This window comes from Mucilaginibacter sp., assembly GCF_039921305.1.
Taxonomy (GTDB): domain Bacteria; phylum Bacteroidota; class Bacteroidia; order Sphingobacteriales; family Sphingobacteriaceae; genus Mucilaginibacter.
In genome coordinates, this window is sequence record NZ_JBDSCA010000061.1 from 37,926 (window position 1) to 50,919 (window position 12,994).

At 40.3% G+C, this 12,994-nt stretch carries 7 protein-coding genes; 1 reads left to right on the forward strand and 6 read right to left on the reverse strand.

What is annotated here, in order from left to right:
• From ABIN91_RS18765 to ABIN91_RS18780, 4 genes are read right to left on the reverse strand one after another with little or no spacing between them, the layout of a single operon-like run.
• Positions 1-894: a DUF5017 domain-containing protein gene (locus ABIN91_RS18765; protein ID WP_348052977.1), complete on the reverse strand. Its 894-nt coding sequence runs from the start codon at positions 892-894 to the stop codon at positions 1-3.
• A gap of 19 nt (positions 895-913) precedes the next feature.
• Positions 914-2,755 (reverse strand): RagB/SusD family nutrient uptake outer membrane protein, encoded by a 1,842-nt coding sequence (locus tag ABIN91_RS18770; protein WP_348052978.1) that lies wholly within the window; start codon positions 2,753-2,755, stop codon positions 914-916.
• A gap of 11 nt (positions 2,756-2,766) precedes the next feature.
• Positions 2,767-5,982, reverse strand: a complete 3,216-nt coding sequence (locus ABIN91_RS18775) for a TonB-dependent receptor (protein ID WP_348052979.1) — start codon at positions 5,980-5,982, stop codon at positions 2,767-2,769.
• A 40-nt stretch (positions 5,983-6,022) separates the two neighbouring features.
• Complete coding sequence (locus ABIN91_RS18780; RefSeq protein WP_348052980.1) at positions 6,023-8,515, reverse strand: glycoside hydrolase family 3 C-terminal domain-containing protein; 2,493 nt, start codon at positions 8,513-8,515, stop codon at positions 6,023-6,025.
• A gap of 278 nt (positions 8,516-8,793) precedes the next feature.
• Here ABIN91_RS18780 and ABIN91_RS18785 point away from each other — a divergent pair, with 278 nt between their 5' ends.
• Entirely contained in the window at positions 8,794-9,819 is a 1,026-nt protein-coding gene (locus ABIN91_RS18785) for a GntR family transcriptional regulator (protein ID WP_348052981.1), read from the forward strand.
• A gap of 631 nt (positions 9,820-10,450) precedes the next feature.
• On the opposite strand, the gene mnmE is transcribed toward ABIN91_RS18785, so the two are convergent.
• Together mnmE and ABIN91_RS18795 are read right to left on the reverse strand one after the other, a co-directional pair.
• On the reverse strand, positions 10,451-11,857 hold the full coding sequence (gene mnmE / locus ABIN91_RS18790) for a tRNA uridine-5-carboxymethylaminomethyl(34) synthesis GTPase MnmE (protein WP_348052982.1): 1,407 nt from the start codon (positions 11,855-11,857) through the stop codon (positions 10,451-10,453).
• A gap of 175 nt (positions 11,858-12,032) precedes the next feature.
• On the reverse strand, positions 12,033-12,632 hold the full coding sequence (locus tag ABIN91_RS18795; protein ID WP_348052983.1) for an alpha-ketoglutarate-dependent dioxygenase AlkB: 600 nt from the start codon (positions 12,630-12,632) through the stop codon (positions 12,033-12,035).
• Positions 12,633-12,994 lie beyond the last annotated feature (362 nt).

A 12,994-nucleotide genomic window follows, 5' to 3' on the forward strand; every position in this document is an offset into this window, starting at 1 on the left:
CTATGGTGTTACAACGATATCAAATTCTTTAATGATACTTTTTTGATCATCAACACTGTTATTAAACCCAACAAATGTTACATGATAGGTACCTGGCTTGGTGTATACGTAACTGTAATTTGTTAACGCGTCACTTCCGATATTTTGAATCGATCGGCTGAGATCCGGAGCTATCTTGTTTAGCGTTAAAGGTCTTGTTATTAGCCAGTCTTCGTTATCATCCGAGTTCGCCACCCCGCCATTTATGGTTATTTGGGTAATTGTCGCCGTATTGGGTATAACCCAAATAGCTGCCGGGTTTTTTATATTAATTGACGACCAGGATGCGTCCGCAATGGTTGCGATAGGCGCCACCGTACCATCTGGCAATATATTATTAACTAAAAGTGATTTGATGATCCATGTTCTTTGAGCCAGGGTAGCACTTTTAGTACCAAGATATTTAAAGGCAAGCCAAACCGGTTGTCCGTTATTCTTAAAATCACTCAGATCAATATTGCCCGAGCCAAGTGCCGTACCTGTTGATAATACTGAGCGCCCTGTAATATCGGTCCACGTGGCATGTACGACATGCGAGGAGTCGACGACGGAAAGATCTGTAGAGACCATTACCATCAACGAATTGTCTTGCGCACCGCCACCGCGTGTACTGTTAAAAGAGAACTGCGGGGTTCCGTCTGCTGTTAGCCTGGTTCTGTTCGCATAAGTAAAACCCTGTTCTCCTGAATAAAATAAGATGTTACCCGCATTACCAGAGATGTTAAACCTCACAGTATCATTTATCTTATAGGTTAATTTCACGGTTTGAACATCAAATAATGGCGAAGCCACCTCCAATTTTTTACAACCTCCGATGATCAACGAGACCAATAAAAGCACATATATATTTTTCATGTTTTTTTTATGATAATAATTAATAGCCCGGATTTTGAACCAAAGCTTTGTTTAAAGACATTTCATGAATAGGTATCGGAAAATAAATATTGCGCGAAGAAAGCCTTGTCGCCGGTGTGGTGATAACCGTTGCCGTTCCTCCGTTTGCTGAAGCGTAAGCTAAAAAGTCTTTGATATCACCAACATAATTCCCCCACCTGATCAAATCGTTGCGCCTAAAGGCCTCGAAACATAATTCTCTTAAACGCTCGTCTTTAATGGCCTGGCGTAAACTTTCCTTACTAGCGGTCTGTGTTGCAGAAAGATCGGCATCTGTAGATTTAGATATGGTTGCCGTGGCAGCGGCACCTGTGCCTGCTGTTGCGGTAAATGTTATAGTTGGAGCCGAAGTATAATACGGCCCTGCAACTGTCAATGTTCCCGGATTAATGATACTGATACTTGTTATCTTTCCGGCCGCCACGGTAGCGGTGGCAGTAGCGCCGGAACCTCCTCCGCCAACGATATTTACGGTTGGAGCTGTTGTGTATCCCGAACCCGCATTAGTGATCGCAATATTGCGAACTACGTTACCATATAAGATGCCGTACCCTCGCTGTCTTACCTGGTTTACGAACGGATAAGCTTTGGTAGGCCCGTTTAATTCATTCTCGGCCTCGGCCATCATAAGTAAAATGTCAGAATACCTAATTACAGCGTAATTTTCATTGGTATAGTTCTTATCCTTGGTGGCTGTTGTTTCATATTCTCTCCTCCATTTACCGCTATTCATGATCCATGTGTTGGTAACCGGTGTGTAAGTAGCAGTTGTCGTTTCACTCCAGGTGTAATTAGCGCAATTCCAATCTCTCCTTATGTCGAACGATGTTTTGTTTGGCGATGCTGTGTTTAAGGTATTCAACTCATATGCATCGTATAATTTTTTTGTCGCGTTTAAATACCCGGCGCTAAAGCCTTTGGTTTCGTCAACACAACGGATACCACAATAGCGGCCGGTATAGGTAGTCCCCAGGTTTTTACCTGATACCAATCCTTCAAATTCAATTTCGAATAAATTTTCTTTAATATCATATTTATCCTGCGCGTAGTTGATAAATACCTGTTTATAATCAGGATTTAAAGCATGCTCTTTAGTATCGATAATTTTTTGGCACCATGATATAACCTCCGGATAACGGGATACATCATATAGAGGAAAACCAGCCATATAAAGATTTACACGGGCAAGTAAGCCCATTACCGCTGTGTGATTAGCCTTACCACTATAGCCTAAAGAAGTAATAGTTTGAGTTTTCAATAAGGTTTCGGCAGATGTGAGATCGTTAATAATTTGCAGATATACCTGTTTCATTGGGGCACGTGCTATATTAACATCAGTTATCGAGCCTGTGGGATCGATAACAAGCGGCACATCGCCATAGTTGCTCACCAGCATAAAATAAAAGTAAGACCTTAAAAACAATGTTTCTCCCCTGATCACATCCTTTTGTGATTGTGTTGCGGTTACGCCGTCAATACTTGCAAGTAATAAGTTAGCATTACCTATCCCGGCATACATTTGCTGCCAAAAATTAGAAACATTTACGTTTTCGGCTCCAAACAAGAAAGATGGAGTATCCTCAGTTGCCCTGCCGTAAGACTCATCGCTATTTGTATTAAAGTTATAGAGATAATTATTACCGAACGCGCCAATATTCCCCATAGTGGCGTATACGCCAATTAAGGCGTTTTGTAGCTGGTAGGGAGTTTTATAATAAGCGGCCGGCGTGATAAAATCAGTTGGGTTGGTATCAAGCATTTTGTTGCACGCTGTTGCGGTTAAAATCAGCGTTGTTAAAAGAGTGTATTTTAATATTTTCATCGTTTTATTAATTAAAATGATACGTTCAATCCGAATACGATAGTTTTGGCTCTTGGATACGCGGAAAAATCGTAGCCCGGTGTTAATGTTGAATTCCTGTTGGATACTTCAGGGTCTGGACCTGTATATTTTGTCCATGTATATAAATTTTGAGCCGATGCGTAAATTCTCAGGCTTTTGATACTCACTTTTGCTAATATTTTTGTCGGGATAGTGTAACCTAATGACAGCGTTTTTAATCGTAAGTATGAGCCATCTTCTACTACCCTGCTCGAATAATTAATTAGGCCTTGGCCACCTGCTCTGAATAGGGTATTGCTTGGATTATCAGGCTCCCAACGATCTGCATAACTTGCAAATTGATTTAAGTATTTTGCGCCTTTTGCATTTCCTTCAAACAATAATCGATTGGCATTAATGATATCGTTTCCGTATGACCATTGGAAAAGAATATTCAGATCAAAGCCATTATAGGTGAAGTTATTCGTAAAACCGCCTACACTAATAGGCAAGCCTCTGCCGATCACCGTGAAGTCCTTAGCGTCTATCACCCCGTCGCCATTGATATCCCTGTATTTGATAGAGCCCGGCTGCGTTGATGTTCCGTTATTGGGTATACCATTTTTCAGCACATATTTGCCTTGTGGTGTAACATCAAAGTCGCTGTATTGATAAACCCCATCCCATATCAATCCATACATTTGCCCTACGGGTTGGCCCACTGTAGCAATATAAGCCGGCAGTGTATTTAATTTCAAGTCGACATTAACAGTTGATAACAGAGATTGTTGATTTTCAGTTAAAGCAATTACCTGATTTCGATTAAAACTGATATTGAAATTTGAACCCCATGTAAATGTTTTGTTGTGAACATTTACAGTATTTAGTGTAAACTCAAGACCTTGATTTCTGATACTGCCAATATTTTTAAATGCCTGTGATAAACCCGTTGTGTAAGGCAGCTGGGCATTTAACAATAGGTCGCGTGTTGTTTTAGAATACAGATCGACGGTGATGTCTATCCTGCTGTTGAACAGGCTTAGGTCATATCCCAAATTCGTTTGGATAGCCGTTTCCCATTTTAGATCTGGGTTTCCGTAAGCGGTAACAACAGCGCCATTTAAGGGAATAGAGTTATTAAACGAATAGAGTACCGAGGCCGGCAAGTTGATCTGCGATAGGTACGCAAAGTCCGACACCCTGTTATTTCCCGTTTGACCGTAACTAAACCGAAGTTTTGAATCGGAGATAAAGGTTAAGCCTTGCATAAACTTTTCGTTGCTCATTCGCCATGCCACTGAAGCCGACGGGAAATACCCCCATTTTTTTCCACTGGCAAACTTTGATGAACCATCAGCACGAAAGGATGCCGTAAACAGGTATTTTGATCTGTAGCTGTAAGTTGCTCTGCTCAAAAAAGACATCAGCGCCCATCTGGAACTCAACGAAACAGGCGTTATGGCCGTTGATTGATCTAAACCATCTATTCCCAGAGATTCGTTTGGGACTAATATGGCACCGAAACCATAATTTTCGGATGTGTTACCTTGCTGGCTAAATCCACCTAATATGGTAATATCGTGATCTTTGTTAAAAGTGTTTTTATAGGTTATGGTATTTTCGTTAAGCCACGTGGAGTTATTAGCATTATAAATTGATCCGTTTACACCCGTTGATGTATTTAATTTATTTCCCCTGGCGGTTAATGAATTATAAAAGGATTCCACTTTACTATCATTTGTTGTAATACCTCCTGTTACTCTTAGCGTAAAATGAGGAACCAACAGATATTCTAAATAACCATTTGCCTGTAAGCTTTTTACTATGGTTTGGCGTAGTTGATTTTGCGCGTCTATTATAGGGTTAACCCTATAATCAGATGTGGTAACGGCGTCGAATCCAGGGTCAAAGAGTTGATCTTGAAGATCAAGGTCGTTATCTGATGATCCGCCCGAAACCGGTCGCCACCCCCATACGGCATATAAAAGATTAGTACTTGCAGAAGAAATGGTTGAAGGGTCTGATGCTACCAGGCCGTTATAGCTACTTTTGCTGTAGTTAATATTCGCGCCGACCTTAAGTTTTTTATTCACATTTTGATCAAGGGTAAACCTACCTTGAGCACGATTAAAACCTGAGTTTATAATTATACCATCCTGATCTATGATTCCGCCTGAAATGGAATACTTTGTTTTATCATTACCACCCCGAATAGATATCGTATGGTTTTGCATGGGAGCAGTACGGTACAATTGCTTTTGCAGATCTATACCATTGATGTTTTTGTAATCATCTAACGTACGCCCGTTCAGATAGATCGACGCCGCGGCCGGATCATAATCAAGTTGGTAACGCACAAATTCATACGCGCTCATTAATGGTATGGTTTTGCTGTTTTTCTGTAAGCCATAATATCCATTATAATTGATAACCGGATCGCCTTTACCGCCGCGTTTCGTTGTAATTACGATAACGCCGTTAGCTCCTCTGGCACCATAAATAGCGGTGGCCGACGCATCTTTAAGAACGTCGATAGATTCGATATCTGCCGGATTTATTGAATTGGGATCAGCATTTTCAACCGGGAACCCATCTATGATATACAGCGGAGATATATCTTGTGTTATTGATCCGGCACCACGGATCGTAATATTAGAATTAGACCCCGGTTGCCCATCATTCCCAGCAACTTGTACACCTGCCGCTCGTCCCGCCAAAGCTTCATCGAATGATTTTATAGGAGCCTTTTCAAAACTTTTCATATCTACCGAGGCGATAGCACTGGTTAACTCTTTTTTAGTGGTTTGACCATAACCGATCACAACTATTTCGTTTAAGTTCTTAGCTGATTCCTTGAGCTGCACATTAATACTGTTTTTATTTGCTATCGGCACTTCGATAGGCGAATAACCTATAAAACTAAATATTAAGGTTCCGCTGAGATTTGGAACAGTAATTTTATAGCCTCCATCCTGATCTGAAGATGCGGAAATATCGCTGTTTTTAAGTTTGACGGTTACCCCTGGCAGTGATGAACCATTGACCGCGTCAGTGACTTTCCCTGTGATTACCACAGATGCTTTTACTTTAGCTTGAAAGATACCGCCAAAAGAGCTGGTTGATATTGTACAGAAAAAGATCAGAAGCGTGCTCATTGATCGCAGCCGAACACGATATAACCACGGATAGTAATTTGTTTGGGTTAGTAAAGTAATAGGTATACTCATATAGTTGGTTTATTTATTGGTTATCAAGAACAAAGTGAGTCTATTTTATGTTAATCGTGTTTTTTAAAGATATATCAGCAGATGATGACCCGATCAATAGTTCAAACATTCCCGGATCGTGCTTGAATTTCTTTTCCTGCGCACTGTAATATTCAAAGGCAGAACGGTTGAGGCGAATATTGATATCCTTACTTTCACCTTTTTTAATAAACGTTTTAGCAAATGCCTTCAATTCTTTATAAGGCCTGAGTACCGGACAATTAATTTGCCTCACATAAACCTGTGAAACTTCAGCCCCATCATATTTGCCTGTATTTTTAATTGTAAAGTGAATATCAACAGTTGTTGAATCGGTAACTTTTACATTCAAGTTATCATAGGAAAAATTAGTGTACGACAATCCGTATCCAAATGGAAAAAGTGGCTTAGTGATATTACTGTCGTAAAAACGGTAGCCTAAAAATACTCCTTCTTTATAATTGATTCTCTTACTACCTGTAGTATCGTAGTAGTTTTTGTAGACAGGATTATTGCTCCATGATTTTTCAATACTGATAGGTAAATGGCCACTGGGATTTGTTTTGCCAAAGATAATATCCGCGATCACCTCTCCACCCTCTTGACCTGGATACCATGGGTACAATATACTTTTGACATTGGTTATCCATTTTGCCATACTAACACCTCCGCCAGCATTTAAAACAACCACCGTGTTACGGTTGGCTTTAGCTATAGCCGAAATAAGTTCATCCTGTCCTGCAGGTAATCCAAAGGTTCTGTCAACAGATTCTTTCTCTGTTGATTCATTAAAACCAGCACATACAAATGCGATGTCAGCTTTTTTTGCTGCCTTTATAGCATCTTGATAATTTATTTTTTCAATACCCCACGCAAAACTGATATCAACGGGGTGAGTATTTGCATAGTATTCCAATTTTATGGCATACGGTTTATTTCCATCTAAAAGCATAGACGCACTTTTAGATGTAATACCCTGATCTTGCCAGGCATCAATGATTTTTTTATCGTTTATCCAAAGTCTAAATCCATCAAATCCTCGTACTGTAAATTGATACCTCCCACTTAATTTAGGTTTTACATACCCCGTCCAACGGATAGATGTATGATCATAAGGAACCCCTTTATTTTCGGCCACGACACCCCAACCATTATGGATATTTACATTTTGTTCCTCTGCTACTTTTACCGGTATTCCATCAAGTTTGCTGTTGTTAAAATAGGTTGCTTTTAATCCCGTACGACGAAAATTCTTATCAATATAGAATTTTGAGTTAGAAACCAGATCGCTAAATGGAGGTATCCCAGGTACGTAAACCACTTTGACACCGTTGGCATTCTTCTTAATTCCCTGTAAAGCAGTAATAAATGAAAATGGAAATGTATATGAACTTCCACCTCCGGCTATGTATGTGTTGGCATTGGGTCCGATAACTGCAATGGTTTTTACTGTTTTTGATAAGGGTAATAGTTTCCCCTGATTCTTTAGCAATACTATTCCACCTTTCGCTAATTCCAGAGCAACCTTTTGTCCATCCGGATTATTTTTAGGTATCGTATTGTCTTTTTGTTGGTGATCATAAAAACCATTCTTAAATACTAAACGAAGTATCCTGGCAACCTTATCGTCGATCACACTCTGTTTTACTTCACCTTTATTTAAGGCGGACAACAAGTTTGCCGAGCTCATAAATTTAGCGTATGGCATCTCCAGATCCAGGCCAGCGTTTGCTGCAGCGCGCCCATCGTAAGTTGCATCCCAGTCCGACATTAAAACACCATCGAAATGCCAGTCCTTTTTAAGTACCACATTGTTTAAATAATTACTTTGGGTGGCATGTTGCCCGTTAATAAGGTTGTAACTATTCATTACCGCTCCCACGTGCGCTTCCATTACTGCGGCTTTAAATGCCGGAAAGTAGATCTCTTGTAACGTTCTTTCATCAATATCAGAGCTGATATTGTTTCTATCCCATTCCTGGTTATTAGCAGCAAAATGTTTTACCGTTGCGACCACACCCGCTTGTTGTACACCTTTGATGTAATTGACGGCCAGCCTTGAAACCAGGTATGGATCCTCGCCCATATATTCAAAACTACGACCGGCCATGGGGGCCCTGTAAATATTAACTCCCGGCGCTAAAAGAATATGAGCGCCGCGCGCTCTGGCATCACGGCCCAATTGATAACCAAGTTGATTAACCAGGCTTGTATCCCACGTTGCCGCGGTAAGGATAGTTGCCGGATAAGCTATTGCCCTGCCATCTTTATGAACTCCGACAGGTCCATCTGTCAATTTAATTTCAGGTAGGCCAAGTCTGCTTATACCCCGTATATAAAATCCATTGTAGCCGCCTATGTAATTTAATTTTTCATCCAATGTCATATTGGAAAGCATATCACTAACACGATCTTCAACGGGTTTCTTTGGATCTTTGTAAACCTGTGCAAACGCACCGCTTGAAATTGCAGCGCAGAAAATGCATGCACAGAACTTCACTAAGATCTTTTTCAAATGAGCCATTGTATTTATCAAAGTCTTTATCGTTTTAGAGATCACTAAACCTTTAATTTAATAGCTATTCCTCAAAGAAAGTCTATTAATTAAATCTGGTCTGGTTTAGTCTGGTTTATACTTACAATGATATGGCGTTTATTTTAGATTTCAAAATTTATTTATTCAGTATGCCGATTTATTTTTTTCGCTTCACATCATATGGGTTAAAATCTGGTTTGGTCTGGAATACTATGCGAAAAATTCTTACTTTGCAAGCACTTACTGATTAAATTCCCGTGAAAAAAAGCAACGAAACTTCGACTGATCTGCCTAATATTAATCATCGCATGAAATATCTGCAGTTAGTTGAGCATGTGAACAGCCTGATAGAAAACGATAAATTACAGATCAACGATCGTCTTCCTTCACTCAATGAGCTCACAAGTCAATTAAAAATGAGTAAAGAAACAGCCTTAAAGGGTCTCAATTACCTCTCTGAAAAAGGTATTATTGAGGCCGAATACCGCAAAGGCTATTACGTAAAAAAGAAAGCACAGTATCGTCCCTACCGGGTTTGTTTAATACTTGATAAGATGAATGTCCTGAGAGATAGGATCTACCATTCCTTTTTAGAAGTCATAAAAGACCAAGCGGATGTTGATGTATATTTCCACCATCATAATTTTAAAGTATTTGAAAAATTGATCGATGAGAACCTGAATAATTATACCCACTTTGTGGTCATCACCTTTTTCAGAGAAGATCCGGCAGAGATCTTAAACCATATCCCTCCTCATAAAAGAATTATTTTAGACTTTGAAGAAAAGAATTTGACGGGCGACTATACATGTATATATCAAGATTACAGATCAGATATTATAGATAAACTGACCGAACTACAACCAAGATTAGATAAATACGATCGTCTTATATTAGTAGCTCCTTTGGAAGCTTTCCATGCTAAAGCCGTTATTGAGGGATTTGAAACATTTGCCAAAAAATACTCCAAAATTTATAAGGTTATTAACGCCTTAGATGAAGCACAAGCTAAAAAGGGAGATGCTTATATTACTTTCAGCAGATACGACCAGGACGATGTTTCGATTATAAAGCTAAGTCGAAAAAACAATTGGCAGTTAGGCAAGGACATTGGTTTGCTTTCGTACAATGATACAGCAGTTAAAGAGGTTCTGGAAAATGGAATTACTGTTATTACTACAGACTTTAATAAGATGGGGGAAGAAGCAGGCAGAGCAATTATAAATAAGGAAATCATAAAGATGCGTGACCCGGCCAAAGTGATCTTAAGAAATTCATTATAATTAAACCGGATACTGATCCGTCAATGGTAGCACGGGTCGCACCGTTTATCGCGCCAGTTTGCTCATCCTGTAACAGGCCGATGATCTCCCAGTCATGAGCATTAAAACCAGCAGGCATTACGATCTGCTGAGTGCCTTAAGCTACTGCAAAACCTCGTAACGGTGGTTTTTGCTACAAATACGTTTCCGCATTGTTCACATAATCGGTTTACTGTGAAATTTGAACTCATAAATAATCTCAATCAAAAATATAATCAGCGAAATTTTGGCAAAGCAATTCCCTGCGATAATATCTCCACTTTTAAAATACTAAATATCAGATTATTACACCACTCTGGGAAGATAACCACCGATGTCTTAACCCGGCATCATCAGTCGTAATTGCCCCGAATTTAAGCCATTCTAAGCACATCTAAGGCTTAATAAGCGTAAATAAGGGTTTATAAGTGACTTAATTTTCCCCCAAAATCTTGATCGCAAAAAAAATCATTTTTGAGTAACAACTTAGTACCAAATATAAGAAATACAATGCCAATTATCCAAGAATTTGGACAAGCGAATAATTATAACTTACTAACAATGAACTATTTAATTGTAGTAAATTGTCGTTAGTTTTGGGTATTTGTCGGCACTATTTGCCAATACAGAACTTAGAAAATATATTATCGAGCAAATCATCAGTAGTAACGGCTCCGGTGATCTCGCCTAAGTAGTAGAGGGATTGTTTGATATCCATGGCCAGAAAATCGGAGGTTACGGGGTGTTCTATTCCGTTGAGGACGCGGATTAGGGCTTGCTCTGTTTTTTGGAGGGCTTCGAGGTGGCGAATATTGGTTACCAGGGTTTCGTTGCCAGTGAGTTGGCCCTGTACGGAGCTGTTGTATATGGTTTGTTTCAGTTCATCAATGTGCTGCTTTTCGCGAGCGGATACGGTGATGAGCTTTACATCTTCGGGCAGATTAAAACTGGCGGCGAGCTTACTATCTGCTAACAGATCTATTTTGTTGGCTATGGCTATGATGGGGATGCCTGGGTGAATCAGGTTTTTCAGGTCTTGGGCTACGTCTTCGCCAGTCATGGTTTCTGCATCGAATACATACAGTAGTAACGCGCTTTGGCTGATCTTTTCGAGGGTTTTTTGTACGCCTATGGCTTCGATAGTATCGGTGGCTTCACGTAGTCCGGCTGTATCTACTAAACGGAAATTTATTCCGTTGATGTTGAGGATCTCTTCGATAGTATCACGTGTTGTACCTGCTATGTGACTTACAATGGCACGATCTTCATTTAACAATGCATTGAGCAGAGTGGATTTACCGGCGTTTGGCCGCCCGGCTATTACTGTGTTTACACCTTGTTTTATAGCATTACCCAATTCAAAAGATTGGATGAGTTTGCTTATCATGTTACTGATATCAACTACCAGTTGCTTTAATTGTATGCGGTTGGCAAACTCTACATCTTCTTCCGAAAAATCGAGTTCTAACTCAATTAATGATGCAAAGGTTACCAGTTGATCACGCAGTTGTTGTAGCTGATTGCTATAGCCGCCACGTAATTGCTGCATGGCTACCTGTTGCGATGCTTTTGAGTTTGAGGCTATCAAATCGGCAACGGCTTCGGCCTGACTTAGATCAAGCTGACCGTTGACAAACGCGCGTAGTGTGAACTCACCGGGTTTGGCTGAGCGTGCCCCTTGTTTGATAAAAAGCTTGATGATAGACTCCATAATGTATGCCGAGCCATGGCAGGATACTTCGACCACGTTTTCGCGGGTGTACGAGCGTGGGGCTATGAATACGGATGCCAATACTTCGTCTAACACAATGCCCTCACCAACTATATTACCGAAGTGAATAGTATGGGATGCCTGTTTCTCCAGATCTTTACCTTTAAAAACACTGTTGGCTATCGCGATGGCATCCGGACCGGAAAGCCTGATAACGCCAATGGCTCCTATGCCGTTTGGCGTGGCCAGGGCAACAATGGTATCTTCCTTTTGAGAGATTTGAGATTTTAGATTTGAGATTTGAGACATTAATGCAAAGGTGCGGATTTGGGGGGAATGTTCCTATATATCAAAATTAGTGGCGTGTCATTTTCTTATCGGTCACAAAAAACATTAGTAAAAAACTGGGTACTAAAAACGTTGCGGGCCTGATATCGAAAATTAGTGGGTTAAAATGATTAGAGATTTGAGACTATATTTCATATTAAACCATAGTTCTGAAGGTTAGGTTTACACGTGGCGTTGTTACCTTTTTTGTTTTGGGGAGCGAGTGCAGCCAATTGGTTTGGGTTGTGCCTTTCATTACGAGCAGGCTGCCGGTTTCTAATAATAGCGAGCGTGACTCTTTTGACGATCTGTGTTTGAGGGCGAATTTGCGTTCGGCGCCAAAGCTTAGTGAGGCTATGGTGGTGTTTTTACCGAGGGATTTTTCATCGTCGCTGTGCCAGGCCATGCCTTCGTCTCCGTTGTGATAGAGGTTGAGCAGGCAGGAGTTGAATTGATCGCCGGTTATGGTTTCTACTAATTGTTTGAGTTGGAGCAGTTCGGGTGTCCAGTCCAGAGCATGTTTGGTTGTGCCGGAGTATTTGTAGGAGAAGCCGGCGTTGCCATACCAGGCTACTTTGCGTTTGGTGATGATGTGGCGGCCAAAGATGATGGCTTCGTCGTTCTTCCATTCGATGGTATTGAGCAGGGTGTGTAAATAATGATCGGCGGTGTGCAGATCGAGCACGCGCCCGTAGTAATTTACTTCGCCATCAAAGGGCAATATGTTGGTTAGCATTTCGGTATTAAACAAATCCATAACACAAAAGTATGGCAGTTAGCGGTGAATAAAAATCTGATTGTTGCTATTTTAACATAGCTAAAAATATGGCGTATTGTATAAAACGGACGTTTTTTGTATATTTGTGTATAGTAGGCTTAACCAAAAAGAAAGCCGAAAATTGTTATTTAAATTTCTTACTATTTCCCCCTCTCTTCGCGTTAGCGATTGCAGTGGAAAGCCCGGAACCGCTTCTATCGGCGGTGAGGACTTGTAACGCCCAAAAGAAGAAGCAAGAATCAAGACTTCAATATCCATACCCATCAAAAGTGTTCAAATATTAATTCTCTCCCATTTTATTAACACAAAGTATTTGCTTTACTTTATATGTAAACCTAACC

Bases quoted from the DNA above. Each gene is read 5' to 3' on its own strand.
- ABIN91_RS18765 (WP_348052977.1), bottom strand. From the start codon at position 894: ATGAAAAATATATATGTGCTTTTATTGGTCTCGTTGATCATCGGAGGT.
- ABIN91_RS18770 (WP_348052978.1), bottom strand. From the start codon at position 2,755: ATGAAAATATTAAAATACACTCTTTTAACAACGCTGATTTTAACCGCA.
- ABIN91_RS18775 (WP_348052979.1), bottom strand. From the start codon at position 5,982: ATGAGTATACCTATTACTTTACTAACCCAAACAAATTACTATCCGTGG.
- mnmE (WP_348052982.1), bottom strand. From the start codon at position 11,857: ATGTCTCAAATCTCAAATCTAAAATCTCAAATCTCTCAAAAGGAAGAT.
- ABIN91_RS18795 (WP_348052983.1), bottom strand. From the start codon at position 12,632: ATGGATTTGTTTAATACCGAAATGCTAACCAACATATTGCCCTTTGAT.